Origin of the sequence: Flagellimonas hymeniacidonis (assembly GCF_008040165.1) — a bacterium.
Taxonomy (GTDB): domain Bacteria; phylum Bacteroidota; class Bacteroidia; order Flavobacteriales; family Flavobacteriaceae; genus Flagellimonas; species Flagellimonas hymeniacidonis.
On sequence record NZ_VRUR01000002.1, the window covers coordinates 1,725,543 to 1,746,608 of the forward strand.

The 21,066-nt window shown below is 37.8% G+C and carries 18 protein-coding genes; 9 read left to right on the forward strand and 9 right to left on the reverse strand.

The features are described from left to right. Window positions 1-12: 12 nt before the first annotated feature. Window positions 13-702, reverse strand: coding sequence for a (d)CMP kinase (gene cmk / locus FVB32_RS16680; RefSeq protein ID WP_147744957.1), 690 nt, complete (start codon window positions 700-702; stop codon window positions 13-15). A 649-nt stretch (window positions 703-1,351) separates the two neighbouring features. After that, window positions 1,352-3,802 (reverse strand): endopeptidase La, encoded by a 2,451-nt coding sequence (lon, locus tag FVB32_RS16685; protein WP_147744958.1) that lies wholly within the window; start codon window positions 3,800-3,802, stop codon window positions 1,352-1,354. Between the two features lie 216 nt (window positions 3,803-4,018). Here lon and FVB32_RS16690 point away from each other — a divergent pair, with 216 nt between their 5' ends. The 5 genes from FVB32_RS16690 to FVB32_RS16710 are packed head-to-tail and all read left to right on the forward strand — an operon-like array spanning window position 4,019 to window position 7,736. Beyond that, a complete protein-coding gene (locus FVB32_RS16690) occupies window positions 4,019-4,576 on the forward strand; it encodes an RNA polymerase sigma factor (RefSeq protein WP_147744959.1) in 558 nt (185 codons plus the stop codon). Window positions 4,577-4,578: 2 nt separating this feature from the next. Next, on the forward strand, window positions 4,579-5,139 hold the full coding sequence (locus tag FVB32_RS16695; protein ID WP_147744960.1) for a hypothetical protein: 561 nt from the start codon (window positions 4,579-4,581) through the stop codon (window positions 5,137-5,139). Next, window positions 5,120-6,211, forward strand: a complete 1,092-nt coding sequence (locus tag FVB32_RS16700) for a DUF4097 family beta strand repeat-containing protein (protein ID WP_147744961.1) — start codon at window positions 5,120-5,122, stop codon at window positions 6,209-6,211. Before FVB32_RS16695 ends, FVB32_RS16700 begins: the two co-directional genes overlap by 20 nt. A gap of 35 nt (window positions 6,212-6,246) precedes the next feature. Further along, on the forward strand, window positions 6,247-6,987 hold the full coding sequence (locus FVB32_RS16705; RefSeq protein WP_147744962.1) for a hypothetical protein: 741 nt from the start codon (window positions 6,247-6,249) through the stop codon (window positions 6,985-6,987). A 23-nt stretch (window positions 6,988-7,010) separates the two neighbouring features. After that, window positions 7,011-7,736, forward strand: coding sequence for a head GIN domain-containing protein (locus FVB32_RS16710; RefSeq protein WP_147744963.1), 726 nt, complete (start codon window positions 7,011-7,013; stop codon window positions 7,734-7,736). 91 nt (window positions 7,737-7,827) lie between these two features. Here FVB32_RS16710 and FVB32_RS16715 read toward each other — a convergent pair whose 3' ends face one another. The 7 genes from FVB32_RS16715 to FVB32_RS16745 all read right to left on the reverse strand — a co-directional run bounded on the left by FVB32_RS16715 (window position 7,828) and on the right by FVB32_RS16745 (window position 18,576). Then, window positions 7,828-8,316, reverse strand: coding sequence for a nuclear transport factor 2 family protein (locus FVB32_RS16715; protein WP_147744964.1), 489 nt, complete (start codon window positions 8,314-8,316; stop codon window positions 7,828-7,830). 33 nt (window positions 8,317-8,349) lie between these two features. Continuing rightward, complete coding sequence (locus tag FVB32_RS16720) at window positions 8,350-9,675, reverse strand: MFS transporter (RefSeq protein WP_147744965.1); 1,326 nt, start codon at window positions 9,673-9,675, stop codon at window positions 8,350-8,352. A 98-nt stretch (window positions 9,676-9,773) separates the two neighbouring features. Next, on the reverse strand, window positions 9,774-10,583 hold the full coding sequence (locus tag FVB32_RS16725; protein ID WP_147744966.1) for a M48 family metallopeptidase: 810 nt from the start codon (window positions 10,581-10,583) through the stop codon (window positions 9,774-9,776). Window positions 10,584-10,620: 37 nt separating this feature from the next. Beyond that, on the reverse strand, window positions 10,621-13,020 hold the full coding sequence (locus FVB32_RS16730) for a glycoside hydrolase family 31 protein (protein ID WP_147744967.1): 2,400 nt from the start codon (window positions 13,018-13,020) through the stop codon (window positions 10,621-10,623). Window positions 13,021-13,114: 94 nt separating this feature from the next. Beyond that, entirely contained in the window at window positions 13,115-15,010 is a 1,896-nt protein-coding gene (gene glgB, locus FVB32_RS16735; RefSeq protein WP_147744968.1) for a 1,4-alpha-glucan branching protein GlgB, read from the reverse strand. 2 nt (window positions 15,011-15,012) lie between these two features. After that, window positions 15,013-16,617 (reverse strand): trehalose synthase, encoded by a 1,605-nt coding sequence (locus tag FVB32_RS16740; RefSeq protein ID WP_246139905.1) that lies wholly within the window; start codon window positions 16,615-16,617, stop codon window positions 15,013-15,015. A 21-nt stretch (window positions 16,618-16,638) separates the two neighbouring features. Continuing rightward, window positions 16,639-18,576 (reverse strand): alpha-1,4-glucan--maltose-1-phosphate maltosyltransferase, encoded by a 1,938-nt coding sequence (locus FVB32_RS16745; protein ID WP_147744970.1) that lies wholly within the window; start codon window positions 18,574-18,576, stop codon window positions 16,639-16,641. Between the two features lie 142 nt (window positions 18,577-18,718). On the opposite strand from FVB32_RS16745, the gene FVB32_RS16750 reads away from it, so the two are divergent. From FVB32_RS16750 to FVB32_RS16765, 4 genes are all read left to right on the forward strand, one after another. Beyond that, a complete protein-coding gene (locus FVB32_RS16750) occupies window positions 18,719-19,324 on the forward strand; it encodes a collagen-like triple helix repeat-containing protein (protein WP_246139906.1) in 606 nt (201 codons plus the stop codon). Between the two features lie 127 nt (window positions 19,325-19,451). Continuing rightward, window positions 19,452-19,949 (forward strand): peptide-methionine (R)-S-oxide reductase MsrB, encoded by a 498-nt coding sequence (gene msrB, locus FVB32_RS16755; RefSeq protein WP_147744972.1) that lies wholly within the window; start codon window positions 19,452-19,454, stop codon window positions 19,947-19,949. Between the two features lie 77 nt (window positions 19,950-20,026). Continuing rightward, entirely contained in the window at window positions 20,027-20,434 is a 408-nt protein-coding gene (gene msrB / locus FVB32_RS16760) for a peptide-methionine (R)-S-oxide reductase MsrB (protein WP_147744973.1), read from the forward strand. After that, window positions 20,434-20,976 (forward strand): DUF1572 family protein, encoded by a 543-nt coding sequence (locus tag FVB32_RS16765; protein ID WP_147744974.1) that lies wholly within the window; start codon window positions 20,434-20,436, stop codon window positions 20,974-20,976. The genes msrB (FVB32_RS16760) and FVB32_RS16765 overlap by 1 nt, the downstream gene beginning before the upstream one ends. Window positions 20,977-21,066 lie beyond the last annotated feature (90 nt).

The following is a 21,066-nucleotide window of genomic DNA, read 5'->3' on the forward strand; positions in this document are numbered from 1 at the left end:
GAGTTCGATTTTCTAGGCTTTTAAAATAACCCTTTGGGCAAAATTATGCATCCGTTCAAATTGTTCCTCAATCCCCATATCGCTATTATCAAATTCAATGGCATCATCAGCCTTGCGTAAAGGGGATGTTTCTCGAGTAGAATCTATAAAATCCCTTTTTTGAACATTCTCAAGGACTTCTTCGAAGGAAACAGCCTCACCTCTATCCAATAGTTCCTTATAGCGTCTGGTCGCGCGGGTTTCTGGAGAAGCGGTCATGAATATCTTTAGTTCCGCATTGGGGAAAACCACGGTACCAATATCTCTACCGTCCATTACAATGCCTTTTTCATCCCCCATTTTTTGTTGCATTTCTACTAACTTGGTTCTCACCTCGGGAATAGCAGCCACCTTACTCACCTGCTCTGATACTTTCATGGTTCTAATCTCCTTTTCTACATTTAGGCCATTGAGGTGCATTTCTGATAATCCCAACGTTTTATTGGGCACAAACTTTAATTGTATATTGGGCAGTGCTGCAATTAAGGATGGGATATCTTCAGTAGCACCAACATAATTATGGTTCAATGCAAAAAGGGTCACTGCACGGTACATGGCCCCTGTATCTACATACACATAGTTTAATGCCGAAGCCAGTCGCTTTGCCAAGGTACTTTTTCCTGTGGATGAATACCCATCTATCGCAATGGTGATTTTTCCCATGGGTCAAAAATAAGGAGAAGGAAACAAAAGATTCCAAAAAAGCATTTTTAAAGTTTCTACAGAATCTCATTGGCTTGACCTTGCAAATAAGTATCATTTCAAAAGGTCGTTACATCAATTCAGACCTGACTTGATGATTGGAATTCCCGAACTTCACTTATCGCAAAATATAAAACGGAGACATATTAATATGAGTTAGCGGTCATTGATAAAAAATGGAAACCTTTAAAAGGATTAATTTATCTACTTAATAAAATGCATTGATACTATAATGAAAAACAAAAACAGGGTACTAAATTTTATATCAATACTAATACTGTTGCTATTGATGCAAGCTATTTCATATATTATTATTGGAGATGACCGTATTTGGAAACTTTTCCCGGGTGATTATGCGCTATTACTCCCTTTATTATTTTTTATTCCGTTAATACTCTCCATATTATCCTTGAAAAACAGAAAAAATGTATTAGCTAAAATACTACTGAGTATTTCCATACTATTATTAATTATAATGGGTATTTTGTCTATTTATGTATTTGCCTTGGGATCAGCTTGGAAAAATTAAGAGCTAACAATGTTTAACAAATCATAGTTACGAGTATTATACGGGACAATAAGTACAATCTCAAAAAACCTCTGTTCTTTTCTAAAGCTTTTTGGCATTTTTAACCTTCCTATCCGTAACGGCAATATCAATAACTTCACTCATATCCGAAACATAGTGAAATGTAAGTCCCTTTAAATAGTCTTCCTTTACTTCCTGAATGTCTTTTCTATTGTCTTCACACAAGATAATTTCCTTGATCCTGGCCCTTTTGGCAGCCAAAATCTTTTCTTTGATACCACCAACAGGCAATACCTTACCCCTAAGGGTAATTTCACCGGTCATGGCCAAACTCTTTTTCACTTTACGTTGTGTAAAAAGCGAGACCAGTGACGTTAGCATCGTGATTCCCGCACTAGGACCGTCTTTTGGGGTAGCACCTTCAGGCACATGAATATGGACGTTGTATTTATCAAATACCTCTGAATTTATGCCAAAAGTCTCCGCATTGGATTTGATATACTCCATGGCAATGGTGGCGGATTCCTTCATTACTTTTCCAAGGTTTCCAGTAATGTTCAAAGTTCCTTTTCCTTTGGACAAAATGGATTCTATAAAAAGGATATCTCCTCCAACACTGGTCCATGCCAAGCCCGTAACCACACCTGCAACATCATTATTCTCATATTTGTCCCGTTCTAAACGTGCCGGACCCAATATTTTTTCTACATCATCATTAGAAATTTTAATGTTGTACTCTTCTTCTATGGCAATGGATTTGGCAGCATAACGCACCATTTTTGCAATTTGTTTTTCCAAACTACGCACTCCCGATTCCCGGGTATAGCCTTCCACAATTTTTTCAAGCTGTGGTTTGCCAATTTTTAAGTCTTTTGCAATAAGTCCGTGCTCTTTTAGCTGCTTAGGAAGTAAATGCTTTTTGGCAATTTCTACCTTTTCCTCTATGGTATAACCCGTTACATTGATGATTTCCATTCGGTCGCGAAGTGCTGGTTGAATGGTTCCCAAATTATTAGCTGTGGCAATAAACATTACTTTGGATAGGTCATAGCCCATTTCCAAAAAGTTATCATAGAAATCACTGTTCTGCTCAGGGTCCAAAACTTCAAGCATAGCGGATGAAGGATCACCTTGATGACTGTTCGAGAGTTTATCTATCTCATCCAATATAAAAACGGGATTGGATTTACCTGCTTTCTTCAAACTCTGAACGATTCGTCCAGGCATTGCTCCAATATAGGTTTTTCTATGCCCTCTAATTTCTGCTTCGTCCCGTAAACCGCCGAGTGATATCCGAACATATTCCCTACCTAAGGCCTCAGCAACAGACTTGCCTAAAGATGTTTTACCAACTCCTGGAGGTCCGTACAAGCAAAGAATGGGCGATTTCATGTCGTTTCGCAGCTTAAGCACAGCCAAATATTCAATAATTCTTCGTTTTACATCCTCCAGGCCATAGTGATCACGGTCCAGAATCTGTTGGGCGCGTTTTAAATCAAATTTGTCTTTAGAGAATTCGTTCCAAGGTAAATCCAAGAATAGGTCCAAATAGTTGCGTTGTATGGAATATTCCGCCACCTGAGGATTCATACGTTGTATTTTGGAAAGTTCCTTTTCAAAATGTTCCTTTACTTTTTTACTCCACTTCTTCTTTTTTGCTTTTGCACGCATTTCATCAACTTCTTCCTCATAAGAAATACCTCCAAGTTCTTCTTGAATGGTCTTCATTTGTTGATGTAAAAAATACTCGCGTTGTTGCTGGTCCATATCATTACGAACCTTGGATTGAATATCGTTCTTGAGCTCCAATTTTTGAAGCTCTGTATTCATATACTTTAGGGTTGTAAGGGCTCTATCCTGTAAATTTGGGATTTCCAAAAGATTTTGCTTGTCCGCAACACTTAAATTAAGGTTGGAGGACACAAAATTGATCAGGAATGAATTACTCTGAATATTTTTGATAGCAAATGTGGCTTCACTAGGAATATTGGGGTTGTCTTTTATGATCTTAAAAGCCAACTCTTTTATAGAATCTATGATTGCCTCAAACTCCTCACTCTTTTCATTAGGTCGTTCCTCTTGTGCTTCTTTAACCGTTGCGGTCAAATACGGTTTCTCAGAAACCACCTGGTTGATTTCAAAACGTTTTTTACCTTGAATGATAACCGTAGTGTTTCCATCTGGCATTTGCAACACGCGAAGAATTCTGGCAACGGTTCCCAGCCTATTAATATCATCGACCCCAGGGTTTTCAGTTTCCTCATCTTTTTGTGAAACCACCCCAATGGTTTTTGTGCCATTGTTGGCGTCCTTAATCAGGTTGATTGATTTATCCCGCCCCGCGGTAATTGGAATTACTACGCCAGGAAAGAGCACCGTGTTTCGCAATGGCAAAACCGGCAAGGTTTCTGGCAATTCCTCCTTATTCATCTCCTCTTCATCTTCCGGTGTCAATAACGGAATTAATTCTGCATCCTCATCAAGCCCTTGCATTGATATATTGTCAAAAGTTGAAATTTTTATTTCTCCCATATCATATTTTCGGTCATTTTGTCACAAATGACACAAATCTTCAGTTTATACTAGAACCGATTTCCGCTATAATACCATAAAAGTAGGTATTACCATGGGTGTTAGGTTCTTTTCCACTTGTATAACGGCAATTCTTATGCCATTAAAAACTAAAAAAATGGAAAAAACTGTAACAATTGATAAATTCACCTATCTATAAGACAAACCATTCATTTTTTGAGCCACCAAAATGAACATACTGATGCGCTGCTCCAATCGTGCCTAAGGGGAAAACAAAGTGCGCAATTGGAAATTTACAATCGGTACTACAAAGCCATGTACAACATAGCTTTTAGGATTGTAAAGGACTCGGCCGAAGCTGAAGATGTAATGCAGGAATCGTTCTTGAACGCGTTTACGAAACTGCACACATTTAAAGGGGATGTCGCCTTTGGGGCATGGTTAAAGCGAATTGTGATAAACAACAGTATCTATCATTACAAAAAACAGCAAAAAACACGAGCTGTGGATTTGGATGAGGTAATGTACAAGGTCGAAGACAATGATGAAGTTGCTTTGAATCACAATGGTTATACTGAACTGAAGGCTCAAAAAGTGATGGAAACCATGAAAAGTTTAAAAGACAATTACAGAATTTCTTTGACCTTACATTTAATCGAGGGGTACGATTACGAAGAAATAAGCGATATCATGAACATTAGCTATGCTAATTGTAGAACAACAATTTCGAGGGCCAAGGAAAGTCTAAGAAAAAAATTGACAGTAAATGCTTGATTATGAGTAAAGATAATTTAGATCAGCTATTTGAAAGGCTAGAAGGCAATTTTGACTTTGAAGAACCAAGGAATGGGCATCAAGAACGTTTTTTGAAAAAGCTGAACAGGGATAACGGAGTAGTTCAACTCCAAAGAAAAAAGACAAGCTGGTGGAAACCATTATCTATTGCCGCTTCCATAGCCATACTATGTATGTTGGGGATACAAGTCTTTACTGCGCAACCAAGCATTAAAGAACAGGTTGTGGAAATTGCACCAGAGGTGTCGAAAACAGAGTTTTATTTTGCCAGCCTAATTGAGGAGCAGGTACAACTATTAAAAGATGAAAAATCCCCTGAAACGGCAAAACTGGTAGATGATACTTTGTTACAACTTGACAAATTGGAATCCAATTATCAAACCTTGGAGCAAGAACTTGTTAATGGGGGAAACAGTAAAATTATACTGAATGCCATGATAACCAACTTTCAAACTAGAATTGATCTTTTAAAAGAAGTATTGACCAATATTGAAAACATTAAAAATTTAAAAGCATATAATGATGAAAACATTACTATATAAATATGTCTTTTTGACATTAGCCCTTATCCCTTTGGCCTTAGTTGCCAATACTGGAAAATTAAAGGGCAAGTATACCAAGGAAAAGACCATTAAAAAGGAATTTACCGTAAATTCTGATGCACTTTTCAAAGTAAAGAACAGCTATGGCAATCTAAACATTACTTCATGGAATGAAGACAGGGTTGTAATAGAAGTTCATATTAAAACAAATGGAAACAATGAAGAGAAAGTCCAAAATCGATTAAATGAAATTGATGTAGACTTTGAAAATAGCGCCAGTTTAGTGTCGGCCCGCACCATGTTCGGAGACCGTAACAATAACTGGGGATGGAAATGGGGTAAAAGAAATAATGTGAATGTGCAAGTGAACTACACCGTTAAAATTCCAGTTAAAAACAACATCAACCTGAATAATGATTATGGGAACATTTACTTGGATCGCATAGATGGCCATGCCAAAATAAATTGTGATTATGGAAAAATAGATGTTGGGGAATTGAGAGGCAGAAATAATGAGTTGCGTTTTGATTATACATCCCGTTCCACTTTCGACTTTATTAATAGTGGGGAAATTATTGCGGATTACTCAGGGTTTACCATTGAAAAAGCAGGGAATCTTACGGTTAAGGCTGATTATACCAATGCTGTTATCAATGAAATGGGCGATTTGGAATATTCCAGTGATTATGGCTCTATACAAGTAAATGAGGTGGAAAACGTAAATGGAAATGGGGATTATATTGGTGTAAAGTTAGGAACTGTTCATGGAAATGTTTCAGTAACATCGGATTATGGCTCATTAAGAATTAGTGAGATGGCCTCGGATGCAGGGGATGTCAATATTAAAACAGATTATACTGGAGTTAAAATTGGCTATGATCCTTCTTATTATTTTGATTTTGAAATCACAACCGAATATGCGGGTGTAAGTGGAAAAGATGATTTTGAAATCAATATCAGTAAGGAAAAGTCCAGCGAAAAATATTATAAGGGCTATTACGGAAAAGAAAACTCTGGAAATACAGTCACCATTACAAGTGATTATGGTGGGGTTACTTTTTATAAAAACTAGGGGTTCGCTAAGACATTTGATAATATAAAAGGTTTATGAGCAGCAAATCAGGTATAGCACTACTCTCTTTAATCGTAGCTTTTTATAGTTGCAAAACAAAGGCTGAGCAAGAGAAAAATAACACTGTTCAAGATGCCTTCACTGAAATTACCGAGCAAAGGTATGTTGAAGGGACCCGGATTATTTCAAAAGAATATCCAAACATAGAAATTGAGGTGAACGATGAGTTTACCTATGTTGGCAAGTTTGATTTTGAGATAATCGCATCTTCAGATGAATATCCTGAGGATATTAGAGGTAAAGCTTTAGCAGCTGGTGAAAGGCTTGTTTTTGCCGTAACCGATGAACATCAAAATGTAGAGAAATTATTCATTGCTCAATTTGAAGGCTTTTTGGACAATAATGACTTTACCTATAATTACAATTTTGATAATGCAGCTTTTATCGGAAATAATAAGTATCGTCAAAACACTTGGTTTTACAATAGCAAAAAGCTTGCACAGGAAAGTCCAAGGAATGAAGGAGCGCTTACCCGTGCCTTTTTAGAAAAAAAAGGATATGTATTGGAAGATGAATTTATGATGTCTAGATATGTTGGTTTGGCAAGCGAGGATAGAAAAAAGGAAGTTATATTTTTCTATTTGGAAATGTTGAAAGGTGTTACCGGATACAATCTAAATGAATACCAAAATACACTAAGTAAAGAGAAAACAACTGAAATTGAACGTTCACTTGTTGAACGCTCAAAACAAAGTTTTTCAATAGTAAAAGGATAAAAAAATAATCAAAAAACACAATCATGAAAAAAATTATCACACTAGGATTAGCGCTATCGATGGTAGCAATTACACATGCCCAATGGGGCAAAAGAATCAAAGGAAATGGCAATGTTGTAACCGTTGAACGTTCTGTAGGCGATTATGATGCCGTTGCACTGGCGGGTTGGTTTGATGTTGAGTTGGTAGACGGAAATGAAGGGGAAATAACCCTCAAGGGTGAGTCTAATCTATTGGACTACATTAAAACTGAGGTAAAAAATGGCAAATTGATCGTTAAGGTTGAAAAAGGAGTGAATCTTAGGCCTTCCAATTGGAATTCAGGAATTTATATTACCGTTCCTGTAGAACAAATCAATGCCGTAGCCTTGTCTGGTTCTGGGGACATTGTTAGCAAAACCACATTAAAGTCGGATAATTTTAGCGCCAGAATGTCTGGTTCTGGAGACATTACTTTAGCAATAGAAGCAGAAACCGTTGAAACCTCACTGTCTGGTTCAGGTGATATTAACTTGGAAGGGAAAGCTACAAATTTGGACATTCAAGTTTCCGGTTCTGGAGATGTAAAAGCATATGAGCTTGAAGCAGAGTTTGTTACAGCACAAGTTTCCGGTTCTGCCGATATAAGAGTTACCGCAAACCAAGCTATTGATGCCAGAGTATCTGGTTCCGGTGATATTAGCTATCGCGGAAATCCAAAAAAGATTAAGAGTAAATCTTCTGGTTCAGGAGACATATCGAAAGGATAGTACGGAGTTTATTACCAATCAAAAACAATCTTCCGAGTTATCGGAACCATCAATCAAAAACAGAAAGCCCAAACTTTTAAGTTTGGGCTTTTTATTGCTTAATCCAGTTATTGGAATTCTTCCTTTTGTTGTAATCAATCAGATTTGAAGGGTAATTGATCCAATCTATATGTTTAATTATTTTCCCAGATTCGTTAAAAGTCAGTATCGTAACAAAATGCATGGCTTCTAATTTGGTTTCTCCCCAAAGAAATTCGGTAAAATAACCTCGTGTTACAACTTTATTATCTTCAATAATCTGTTCATAAATGACCAATGCTTCATTACCAACCTTTTGAAAGCTTGGGTTGTTCCAGTCCAAAAATTCTTTAAGAGCTTTTTTTCCAACAATACTATCAGCATTAACAATATCTTCCAGCACTATATTATCATCATAAAAACTTAGGAACTTTTCAAAATCATTTCTTTCTTGATACGTTTTATAGTATTCTTTTGCAATATCCGAGGTATTGTGACTATTGGGTGTACATGAAACTATAGCTATCAAAATGCAGCTGTAAAACCATACATTTAGTTTCATAATGAATTAAATTCTTGATGAAAATCTGGTTAACTAATTACTTTTCCGATTTACTCTAACCAATAAGAGCGCTCCAATTAAAAAGAATACTCCCAAGAAAATGGTACTGTTTCGCATACTTCCAGTTAGCTGGGCCACAGCGCCATATAAAAAAGTACCTATGACAATCCCTATTTTTTCCGCCACATCATAAAAACTGAAAAAAGAAGTGGTATCGGTAGTTTCTGGCAGAAACTTGGAATAAGTGGAACGGGATAATGCCTGAATGCCTCCCATCACCACACCTACCAAGCCGGCTGCAATGTAAAAATCCATTGGGGTCTGTAAAAAGTATGCATATATGCATAAAAGAATCCAAATGATATTGATAACAATAAGTGTTTTAATATTTCCAAAGGCTTTAGAAGCGTATGCGGTTACGGTGGCTCCAAAAATTGCTACAATTTGAATCACCAAAATACTAATGATAAGTCCGGTAGTGCGTTCACTATCTGTGCCCCAACCAATCTCTTCTTCTCCAAAATACGTAGCAATCAACATAATGGTCTGCACAGCCATACTATACACAAAAAAAGCTCCTAAATAGCGTTTAAGTCTAGTTTCGGTGCCCAATTGTTTCCAAACGCTCTTTAATTCCTTGAATCCGTTGAGAACAATATTGGTTCGCTGTCCTTCTCTTTTATATCCTTTTGGTAGGTGTAAAAAAGTATATTGACTGAAAAGAATCCACCAAATTCCTACGGAAATAAATGAGTATTTCATAGCTTTTACTTCGGCTACTTCTCCTCCAATATCAGTAATTCCGAATATGGCCGGTTGCATCACCATTGCTAAATTGAATACCAATAAAATGACACTTCCTATATAGCCCAAAGAGAAACCCTTGGCACTTACCCTGTCTTGTTGTTCTGGAAAGGCAATATCTGGCAAATAGGAATTGTTGATGGCAAAACTGACCCAAAACCCAACCAAACCAAAGAAGTAACAAACCAATCCAAAATAGATGTTTTCTAAAGAAAACCAGTAGAGACCAATACAGGAAGCAGCGCCTAAATAGCAGAAAAACTTGAGAAAAATCTTTTTGTTCCCCAAATAATCCGCAATACCCGAAACCAAGGGAGTCACAATAGCAATAAACACAAAGGCTAGGGAGGTCACATAACTAATCAAAGGAGCACGGGCAATTTCACCACCAAATACGGTCACTTTTTCTATTTCCGCGACTCGAAACAAGGCTCCATAAAAAATGGGGAAAATAGCAGAAGAAATGACCAAACTATACACTGAGTTCGCCCAATCATAAAATGCCCAAGCATTCAACAGTTTTTTACTTCCTTTCAATGCGATTGCTCGTGCCATAGTCTTTCAAATAAAAATGCCACTTAATGCCAAGGGAGAAAATCTAAAGGACTTCTCACTTAACGCTAAATGGCATTAAAGATTGGTTAGTCAATTGGTTATTTAAATGATGTTACTCCGTATTTTGCGGCCTCTTGCTTTGCAGCTGGCGCCCACACCGTTAAGTTATTTATTCTTGTGTCGTTTGATGGGTGGGTGCTTAAAAATTCTGGTGGCGCCTGTCCGCCAGCCTTCGCTTTCATTCTTTTCCATAAACTTGCTGCCTCATCTGGATTGTAGCCCGCAATTGCCATAATCTGAAGCCCTATTCTATCTGCTTCGGTTTCATGCCCTCTACTAAAAGGCAACATCACTCCAACAGTAGATCCCAGACCATACGCCTGATTGAACATATTTCTTTTTTCTGGGTCTTGAATGGCGACATTCCCAGCTACTGCACCAATTTGCTGTACCATTCCTGCGCTCATTCGTTGTGCACCATGATCGGCCAAGGCATGTGCTACTTCATGTCCCATTACCACAGCTACGCCTGTTTCTGTTTGTGTGATGGGCAAAATTCCTGTGTAGAATACAATTTTCCCCCCTGGCATGCACCATGCATTCACGGTGTCATCATTCACCAAATTATATTCCCATTTGTAGTCTTTTAAATACCCTGGGTATCCATTTGCATCTAACCACCTTTCGGCAGCTGTTGCTATTCGTTGCCCTACCTTGGTTATCATCTGCGCATCTGATGTTCCAGTGATAACCTTGTTTTCTGTCAAGAAGCTATCATACTGCGCAAACGCCATAGGGAAAATTTGACTATTTGGATAAAAATTAAGCGTACTTTTCCCTGTAAATGGATTTGTTTTACAAGCGGCAACAGCCAAAAAAACCACTGCCGTAATTATACATTTCTTCATTTTTTTATAGTGTTTAGTCTAGGTAAATTACAAAAAATTATTTTCCAATAATATGAAGTTCTGTAAAATCCTTACTTATTTCAATAGAGTTATTCCCGTTTAATTTTATGTCTTTTGGATTAACCACTTCATTATCCAATTCTACCGTCCCGATTGTAAAAGGCAGACCGTGGAAGGTTAATTTGAATTTTTCATACGGGGTGATAAAATTACCGTCTTTAAACTGTTGTATGATCAATTCTTTTTCCTTACCGCGTAACCTAAATTTTCTAAGGCTGTAACGTCCTTTTTTATAATCGTAACCATCTTGTTGGTCTTCATAAACACTGGAGATTTCAATTCCATTTTTATAATATACATCTATTCCCAGTTCTTTAATTTCCTTTTCCCCAACATATTGTTGCACGGGATACTTTGGAATCATGGAACCCTCTTTCACAAACCAGGGAATGATATGAATTTCCGCTGAGACCCATTTTTCCACACCTCCAGTTACAACCTCATCAGTCCAATAATTATACCAATTCCCTTTTGGGAAATACATCCGTCTCCCTTGTGCATTAGGTTCTTGCACTGGACATACCAACATTTTCTCCCCGAATAGAAACTCATCTGTTCTAAAATGGGTTTGGGTATCTTCTTGATCATAAAAAACCAAGGATTGCAGCATGGGCAGTCCATCCTTAATGTATTTATAGAACATGGTGTACAAATAAGGCAATAGCTCGTACCTTAATTCCACAAATTTTCTTACGATATCTGTGATTTCTTCCCCAAAAGACCAAGGTTCTTGTTCGCCATGGTCTCCGCTGGAATGTACTCTACAGAATGGATGAAAAATTGCCAACTGCATCCATCTGGCAAATAACTCACCGTTAGGCTGCTCCGCAAAACCACCAATATCTGATCCTACAAAGGAATATCCGCTCATACACATGCGCTGCATCTGAACATTGGCTATCCAAAGATGTTCCCAAGTGGCTACGTTGTCGCCTGTCCAAGTGGCACAATATCTTTGCGTACCTGCGTATGCCGCTCGGGTTAGCACAAAAGGTCTGCGCGGGAACATGAATTTTTTAACGCCTTCATAGGTCGCACGCACCATTTGCATGCCATACACGTTGTGTGCCTTTCTATGACTGCATGGATTGCCGTCATAATCATGTCGTACATCAAGGTTTGCTGTTTTGGACGGAACTTCCATTATAGCAGGTTCGTTCATATCGTTCCAAACGCCTTTTACTCCCATATCAGCAATCATCTCCTTGTATAATCCTGCCCACCATTCACGTACCTCTGGGTCCGTGAAGTCTGGGAATTTGCATTCTCCCGGCCACACTTTTCCCTTAAAGTGGGGGCCATCCGCTCTTCTACAGAAATAACCATTGTCCATGGCTTGTTGGTATACCCAATAATCCCGATCTATTTTAATCCCAGGGTCTATCATGGTAATGGTTTTAAAACCATCATTTTCCAACTCCTCTATCATTTTCTTAGGATTTGGAAAGTGTTTGTTATCCCAGGTGAAACAACGGAATCCTTCCATATAATCAATATCCAGATAAATGGCGTCACATGGAATTTTAAGCTTTCTAAAAGTTGAGGCAATATCTTTTACCTTCTTCTCTGGGTAATAGCTCCATTTTGATTGATGAAATCCGAGCGCCCACAAGGGTGGTAATTCAGGAACTCCGGTTAAATTTGTGTAAGCTTCTACCACTTGACCCATTTTTGGACCATAGAAGAAATAGTAATTCATTTCACCCCCGTCTGCCCAAAAGCTAGTGACGTTTCTTTTTTCATTGGCAAAATCAAAATAGGTGCTAAAAGAGTTGTCAAAGAAGACGCCATAGGCAATATTCTCCTTGAGTCCTACATAAAATGGAATCGATTTGTAAAGGGGTTCTTGGTCTTTTCCGTAGGCATAGGAATCCGTAGCCCAGTTGTTTACCCGTTTGCCTTTTAGGTTGGTATGGGAAGCCTTATCCCCCATGCCATAGTAGCTTTCACCTGAATGACATACTTTACTCATCTTTACGATGTTACCACCATAATCATAATTTTCTTCCCAATGAAAGCCCAGCTCGTCTTCCATTAAGACAACATCTTCTAAATCTGAAATCTGAATCTTAAGATTGGATTTATTGATGTATAATTTGATTTTTGAAGTAGTGATAACATACTCTGGTACTTCTTCTTTTACTGTAAGCTCATTGTAGCCGTGACTTACATCATCACTTATGGCATATGAAAAATCAGGTTCAAAAACATGTTCTGTGGCATACCTAAATCTAATGGCACTATCCCGCAATACGGTCAGTTCTAAAATAACGCCATTTTGAGTGGTAAAATAAAGTTTGTCGTTTTCTTGCTTGAAATCGACTATATGGTTTGGGTGGAGATTACCTCTCTTTTCTATTTCTGTGTTGGTGATCATTGTCAGTTCGTTAAGACTAACAAAAGAAACACTTTAGGGTGAGATATTAAAAAGATGTTTTAAACAAGTTAACTATAACGTTTTAGTGAATCCATTATCTGTAAATTAATACACTTAATGGTGGCAAATTCATTAAAACGGATTGTTTATGTCCATTCCATTCCGTGGCGGAAGGTTTTATTGTTTTTTTGCCCACTCCACTGCCAGAGTATTTTTTCTCATCACTATTAAAAAGTAATTTCAATTGTGTGGTTTTAGGAATACCAACCCTATAATTCTCTCGTGGTACCGGTGTAAAATTACAAGCTATAATTAAATCATCTTTGGGGTCCTCTCCTTTTCTGATGTAGGTAAGTACCGTATTTTCTTGATCATTGTGCTCAATCCATTCAAAACCATCTGGACTGAATTGTTTTTGATATAAGGCTGGATTATTTTTATACACCTTATTTAAATCTTTGATAACTTCTTGAATTCCTGAATGAAAGTCGTATTGGGTTAAATGCCAATCTAAGCTTTCTTGAAAATTCCATTCGGACGATTGTCCAAACTCTGCACCCATAAATAACAAGTTTGCGCCTGGATGGGTAAACATATAACCAAAAAGTAACCTTAAGTTGGCAAAGCGTTGCCACTCGTCCCCTGGCATTCGGTATAACAATGACTGTTTTCCATAAACAACCTCATCGTGCGAGAATGGTAACATAAAATTCTCTGTGAACGCATAGGTCATACTAAAAGTGACCCCATTTAAATCGTATGATCTATAAATGGGTTCTTTTTTAAAGAATTCCAGGGTATCGTGCATCCAACCCATCATCCATTTCATGCCAAAACCTAGACCACCAAACTCCACAGGCTTGGATACTCCAGAAAATGCTGTGGATTCTTCTGCTATGGTTTGTACTCCTTTGAAGCTGGCATATACCTCTGTATTCATATCCCTAAGAAAAGACATGGCTTCTAAATTTTCATTATTGCCGTACATATTTGGCTCCCACTCGCCGTCTTCTCTGGAATAATCCAAGTATAACATGGAAGCGACCGCATCTACCCGTAGTCCATCTACATGAAATTTATCCAACCAAAAAATTGCATTACTAATCAAGAAAGCACGTACTTCATTTCTTCCATAATTAAAAATTAGGCTTTTCCAGTCAGGGTGATAGCCTCTTCGCCTATCTGGATGCTCGTATAAATTGGATCCATCAAAAAAGCCCAATCCATGGGCATCTTCTGGAAAATGTGAAGGTACCCAGTCTAAAATGACCCCAATTCCTTTTTGGTGGAACTTGTCAACCAATACTTTAAAGTCTTCTGGTTTTCCAAAGCGTGATGTTGGCGCAAAGTACCCTGTTAGCTGATAACCCCAAGAAGGATCATACGGATACTCCATAATCGGCATAAACTCTACATGGGTAAAGCCCATTTCCTCTACATAATTAACAAGCTCATCCGCCAGTTCTATATAGGACATGAATTCCCAGCCATTTTTTTTCTTCCATGACCCCAAATGGACTTCGTAAACAGAATAGGGTTTGTCCAAGCCGTTTTTGGATTCACGGGTATCCATCCATTTTTTGTCTTTCCAGCTATGTTGATCATCCCAAACTACGGAAGCTGTATTTGGCGGATGCTCACAGTACCTTCCGAAGGGGTCTGCTTTTTCCGTCCAGATATCATTGTTATGGGAATTTATCTTGTATTTGTACTTGGTTCCCTTGTCCACACCCGGCACAAAACCTTCCCAGATACCACTTTCATCCCATCTCACATTAAGTTCATGCTCTCCGGCATTCCAAAAATTAAAGTCGCCTACAACCGAGACAGATTTTGCGGATGGTGCCCATACAGCAAAGTAGGTGCCTTTAACCCCATCTACCTCTACTAAATGAGAACCTAATTTTTCGTATAATCTATAATGCTTTCCAGATTTAAATAGATTGATATCGAAGTCTGAAAAAAGACTATGTGCAATTACTTTTGCCATATTTATTTTTTATTTATTATGCTCATAATTCCTCGTAGCGGAATTACTGCCCAAAGGGGTCTAGAATTCATTTCATACCCCAATTCGTATACTGCTTTTTCCAACATACAATATTCTAACAAGAAAATACGCTCTTGGGTATAGCCAATATTAATATTGTTTTCTTGTATTAAATCAACATAGGTGCCCAAAAACACTCCTATAAAATAGGCATATAGTATTTCTCCTGCATAAAAAAGCTCTTCTTGGGTATAAGGATATTTGCCATCGTTATTAAAAATACATGCATAAACGGCATAGTGAAAGGATCTAAAAATGCCTGCGACATCTTTTAGCGGGGGTTGCTTTACCTTTCTATCCCTAATGGTGCTTTCCGGTTCTCCTTCAAAATCCAACAAATAGAAGTCATCATCTTTTACCAATACCTGCCCCAAATGATAATCTCCATGAACTCGAAGTCGTTCCCCTTTTAATTTAGTCCAATCAAAACTTATAAAGCGTTTTCTTATTTCATTTTTTCGTTCCAAAAATTCCTTCGCCAACTCTGCAGACATTCCTGATAGACGACTAATGTTATTTTCAACAGTGTTAAGTCGGTTTTGAAACTGATAAAGCAATCTGTTTTTTAGCCAGACCTCATAGTCTCCATTAAAATGTTCTGGGGTAAAGGCGGTATCTTCAAATTCTGAGCCCAGAGCCACGTGCATTTCTGCTGTTCTCTTGGCCATGGTCTGTAGTTTTAGAAATATGCTTAATCCTGCCCAATCAATTATTTGAGGAGGGACGTCTGGAATCTGAAGCCTTTTGAACAACTCTACATTTGGAAGGCTATAAACATCTATTTTTTTTCGTTCTAAACATTGAAAAATTCCATCAACCTCTTTAAGCATAAAATCCCAGGCATCACCATCATTGGGAACCAATTGCTGCATAAGGGCAATGGTGATATTCGCATTGTCGGAGTCTATAATGCTAAGACTCCCTCTATATGCCGGAGTATTTTTGTATTCCTTCTTTTCTGATAGAAAACGACTCATTTCATAATCGGGATTCTTATCCGCATAAATACGCCTAAAGAATTTGATGACATAATTGTCGTTCATTATGATGCTAGTATTGCTTTGTTCCAGCCCCATAAAACGTGAAGATACGTATTCAGTATCCGTAAGGTCTATACTTTTATGATACCTTACCCTAGTGGTATCGTTGGGCTCGGCATGTAACAATCTTTCAAAAACAAGCTTTCTAAAGGCATCTAAATTTAGCGCATCAATTATGAATCCGTCCTGCCCATTTAACTTAAGCGGTAATATTCTATCCTTTTTGGCAAAATTCTCATCGGAAACAAAAGCAATAGGAAGAAAATAGTGCTGATAAAAAGCTTCTTCAAAGTTTACCTCCAGAATTAAACCATAATATACTTCGCCCTGTTGCTGAATCTTAAAATGCTCCTGTAATTCAATATACTTTAGCTTGCTAGATTTTCCACCGTACCATCTTTGTCTAATGATATAGTCTTCCAGCACCGTAGACAAAAATGCTTCTGTGAAGTTTTCATCTTCCAATAACTGTTCCCATGCAATATTAAACTCGTACGGTGGCTTCAAAATTGATTCTTATTTATGTTCTTACTTTTTAATATGAAATAGATGAAAAGGCAAATTTGGATGCAATTCCACAAAATTCCATTCCTCATGCCAATGGTACTCATTTTGCGTAATCTCATCTTTAATTGCAATTGCGCCTCCTTGATTGCCATTTAGTTCCTGTAAAGGGAGTTGAACGGTGCCTTGCTGCATATATTGAGAATCTAAGCTAATAATAATTAGCATTTCATCTGTTCTATCATCATTCCATTTATAAAAGGCAATTAAATTATCATTGGCTATTTGGCAGAATTGTATGTTATTGGTCTGCTGCAATGCAGGATGATCATGTCTTACCTGATTTATTTTTGTAATCAGTCGGGTAATCACATTTTCTTGGGACCAGTCCCAATGTCTTACTTCGTATTTTTCACAATCCAGATATTCTTCCTTCCCTGGCATGGCAGCCGTTTCCATATATTCGAATACAGGGCCATAAATCCCTAGGTTTCCACTTAAGGTAGCAGCAAGGGCATAACGGATAATATGTGTGGATTCATTTGCTCCTTGCAGGTGATACGGGTTAATATCTGGTGTATTGGGCCAAAAATTTGGGCGATAATACTCCCGCATGTCAGTTTGGGTAAGCTCCGTTACATATTCTATAAGCTCATGCTTGCTTACTCTCCATGTAAAGTAAGTATACGATTGTGAAAAGCCCTGCTTTGCTAGTTGTTGCATTACTTTCGGTCTAGAAAAGGCCTCTGCTAAAAACAGCACATCTGGATGGTCTTTTTTTACCTCAGTGATAAGCCAATTCCAAAAATAATAGGGTTTTGTATGTGGATTATCTACTCTAAAAATAGTCACGCCAAAGTCAACCCAATGTAGCGTTACACTGAGCAGTTCTTTCCATAATGCCTTATAATCCTTGGTTTCAAAATAAAAGTTTACTATATCTTGATATTTTTTAGGAGGATTTTCAGCATATTGTATGGTTCCATCGGGTCTTTTTCTAAACCACTCCGGATGTTCGGTAACATAAGGATGATCAGGAGCTGCCTGAAAAGCTAAATCCATGGCCACCTCAATCCCTAAATCACTCGCTTTCTTTATTAACTTCCTAAAATCTTTTTCGCTACCCAACTCTGGGTGTATTGCTTTATGTCCACCATGTTTAGAACCGATTCCCCAAGGTACACCCGAATCTCCATCCAAAGCATTTACGGTGTTGTTTTTCCCTTTTCTATTAACCTCACCAATGGGATGAACTGGAGGGAAATAAAGGGTGTCAAAACCCATTTTGGCAATTCTAGGCAGTAGCTTTTCGCAATCTTTAAATGTCCCGTGTTTGTTAGGCTCTGGAGAAGAAGATCTGGGAAAAAACTCGTACCATGTACTAAAATTTGCCTTTTTACGGTCCACGTACACTTGAAGCTCTTTGCTTTCATTGGCCAAAAGACGCTGCGGATGCGCCACAAACCAATTTTTTAATTGTAATGAAACCGCGTTTTCAACGGCTTCTTCGTACCTGCTTTCATCTTCAAACTGAGAAATCCAATCCTTAAGAACTGTTTTCTCTTTTTCAGTAACCTTTTTGGTTAAAAATTTCAGGTATTGAATACCATCCAAAAGCTCGCTCTTAAGTTGTTGTCCATCACCCAACTTAGCATCAGTACCATGTTGCCAGTTAAGCGCATAATCCACCCATCCCCTAACTTTATAATTATAAAACCCTTTTTTGTTTACTTTAAATTCGGCGCCGTAAACATCGTTTCCAAGATGCTCCATCCGTACCTCAGCATATTTTTTATCTCCTTCATGCTTATAAAGAAGTTCAGCTTGAATTACATCGTGTCCATCTGGTAAAACCTCGGCCGTTACCGAAACGCTTTCTCCTTCCGTTCGTTTAATAAAAAAGTTACCAGATTCTAATTGTGGCTGAATATTATCAATTACAACACGCTGTTGCTTAAACATAATTTGGTTTTAGTTGGTCACTGTCATAAATATAGAAATTAAACCAACAATTTAATGTGTGCGAAGAGATATTTATTTTCTGAAATTTTGGAGATTTAAAATTTATGGAATGCTTTTTGATTTCACTAGGAAAACAAATGAAATGAACACAAATCAAAAATCAAAAACCATGAATAAATTCAGTACTATTTTAGGAATATTCCTTGTATTATTTACCGTTTCCTGTGAAGGTCCTGCAGGCCCTCCTGGGTTTGACGGATTTGATGGGCAAGATGGCTTGAACGGACAAGATGGAATACAAGGGCAAGTTGTTGAAGTAGATGGTGTTAATTTTGACTATGACGTTGATGGCAATATCTACACTTCCTTAATTACATTTGAAGATGTTACCGATTTTGAAGTATTTGAGGCAGATGCAGTTCTGGTATACCTACTTGACGGCACCGTTGACCTTGAAGGTGGTAGCACAGCAGATGCATGGAGTCAAATTCCGCAAAGTTTCTTCTTACCCGAAGGAACCATACAATATGTTATGGCCCACACCTTTGTAGATGTAGAGTTGTTCATAGATGGTAATTTTGACTTATCTGCTTTAGATACCAGTTTTACGGACAATCAATCCTTTAGATTGGTATTTGTTCCCAGTGTATTTGCCAATTCATCCAAAATGGACACTTCCAATATTGGAAACGTAATGTCCTCTTTGGGAATTAATGAAGGTCAGGTCAGAAAAATTGATATCAATTAACAGCTATAGCGAAGTAATCCAAAAGTCCTACTCCAAACGATTAGGGCTTTTTTTATGTCTAATATGAAGAAATCATATTTTTGAAAGGATTTACGCAAAAAACCGTCTATTAAAGAAAAAATAAAAAATGGGGAAAAATTTGCTTTTCATCGCTCTCATCATACTATCCGGGTGCAAGGGTATTTCACAAGAAGAGAAAAAAGAAGATAAGGATACAAAAGAGATAGCCTACGCAGTTAGTAAAACTGATGCAGAATGGCGTGCGGAGCTAACCGATATGGAATACTATGTTTTGCGTAAAGCCGCCACTGAAAATGCCTTTACCAGTGATTTGTTGGATAATAAAGAAAAAGGCACTTATGTGTGCGCAGCCTGCGCAACTCCCCTGTTCCGAAGTGAAAATAAGTTTAAATCTGGTACAGGATGGCCAAGTTTTGACAAAGAAATTGAAGGCAATGTCGCTTATGACGTGGATTATAAAATAGGGTATCCACGAACCGAAGAGCATTGTGCTACTTGCGGAGGGCATTTAGGCCATGTTTTTAATGATGGACCTAGAGAAACTACCGGAAAAAGACATTGCATTAATGGTGTGGCTTTGGATTTTATTCCAGATAGCAAATAAACATCAATTTAGATTTAGGCAACCATTTACAAACTAAAGGGTTAAAATTTTAGCCCATTTTTCCTTATTTTGAGTGTATGGACAAAAAACATAGTGTACAAAAATCAGAAGAAGACTGGAAAAGGGAGCTTTCTCCAGAAGAATATCATGTACTAAGACAAAAAGGGACGGAAAGACCTCATACAGGACAATACAACCTACATTTTGAAAACGGCGATTATCACTGTAAGGCTTGCAACGCCAAGCTTTTTGAAAGTGAACATAAGTTTGAGAGCGGATGTGGCTGGCCATCTTTTGATCAGGCCGTAGAAGGTGCCATAGAATACATTCGGGACACCACACATGGTATGATTAGAACAGAGACCGTTTGTTCCAATTGTGGTGGACATTTAGGTCATGTTTTTAACGATGGACCAAGAGAGACCACAGGGCAGCGGTATTGCATCAATTCTGTAAGTATTGGCTTTGATCCTACTGAAAAATAATGGCCTTTCAAGAAAACTATTTAAAAAGCGTCCGTTTTGAATTTCATCGGTATAAAACGATGGGAGAAAAGACTTTTGCGCAACTTTCCGATACCGATATACATTGGACACATAAAGAAACAGACAACTCCATAGCCATTATTGTAAAACACATAGTAGGCAATATGCTGAGCAGATGGACAAATTTTTTAACGGAAGATGGTGAAAAAACCTGGCGTAACCGTGAAATGGAATTTGAAGCACCTTATGCCAACAAAAAAGAAATGTTTCTAGCTTGGGAAAAAGGATGGAAATGTCTTTTTGATGCATTGGAGGAGATCAATGCTTCAAATTTTGATACCAAAATTAGGATTAGAGAAGAAGAGCATACCATTGTCGAAGCCATAAACAGACAATTGGCCCATTATCCTAGTCATATTGGTCAAATAGCCTTCATAGGAAAAATGATAAAAGGCTCCAACTGGATATCCCTATCCATTCCTAAAGGAGGGTCTAACGCATTCAATAAAAAGATGTTCCAAAAAGATAACACTTCAAATTAAAGTGCTCTTTATTTTGGTATTTCCGAGCTTGGGAATTGGGAATTGAATTCCGTACTTTTGCACTTCATTTTTAACAACTAAAATCTAAAT

Bases quoted from the DNA above. Each gene is read 5' to 3' on its own strand.
- FVB32_RS16750 (WP_246139906.1), top strand. From the start codon at position 18,719: ATGAACACAAATCAAAAATCAAAAACCATGAATAAATTCAGTACTATT.
- lon (WP_147744958.1), bottom strand. From the start codon at position 3,802: ATGGGAGAAATAAAAATTTCAACTTTTGACAATATATCAATGCAAGGG.
- FVB32_RS16700 (WP_147744961.1), top strand. From the start codon at position 5,120: ATGAAAACATTACTATATAAATATGTCTTTTTGACATTAGCCCTTATC.
- FVB32_RS16710 (WP_147744963.1), top strand. From the start codon at position 7,011: ATGAAAAAAATTATCACACTAGGATTAGCGCTATCGATGGTAGCAATT.
- cmk (WP_147744957.1), bottom strand. From the start codon at position 702: ATGGGAAAAATCACCATTGCGATAGATGGGTATTCATCCACAGGAAAA.
- msrB (WP_147744973.1), top strand. From the start codon at position 20,027: ATGGACAAAAAACATAGTGTACAAAAATCAGAAGAAGACTGGAAAAGG.
- FVB32_RS16720 (WP_147744965.1), bottom strand. From the start codon at position 9,675: ATGGCACGAGCAATCGCATTGAAAGGAAGTAAAAAACTGTTGAATGCT.
- FVB32_RS16695 (WP_147744960.1), top strand. From the start codon at position 4,579: ATGAGTAAAGATAATTTAGATCAGCTATTTGAAAGGCTAGAAGGCAAT.
- glgB (WP_147744968.1), bottom strand. From the start codon at position 15,010: ATGGCAAAAGTAATTGCACATAGTCTTTTTTCAGACTTCGATATCAAT.
- FVB32_RS16725 (WP_147744966.1), bottom strand. From the start codon at position 10,583: ATGAAGAAATGTATAATTACGGCAGTGGTTTTTTTGGCTGTTGCCGCT.
- FVB32_RS16765 (WP_147744974.1), top strand. From the start codon at position 20,434: ATGGCCTTTCAAGAAAACTATTTAAAAAGCGTCCGTTTTGAATTTCAT.
- FVB32_RS16745 (WP_147744970.1), bottom strand. From the start codon at position 18,576: ATGTTTAAGCAACAGCGTGTTGTAATTGATAATATTCAGCCACAATTA.
- FVB32_RS16730 (WP_147744967.1), bottom strand. From the start codon at position 13,020: ATGATCACCAACACAGAAATAGAAAAGAGAGGTAATCTCCACCCAAAC.
- FVB32_RS16705 (WP_147744962.1), top strand. From the start codon at position 6,247: ATGAGCAGCAAATCAGGTATAGCACTACTCTCTTTAATCGTAGCTTTT.
- msrB (WP_147744972.1), top strand. From the start codon at position 19,452: ATGGGGAAAAATTTGCTTTTCATCGCTCTCATCATACTATCCGGGTGC.
- FVB32_RS16715 (WP_147744964.1), bottom strand. From the start codon at position 8,316: ATGAAACTAAATGTATGGTTTTACAGCTGCATTTTGATAGCTATAGTT.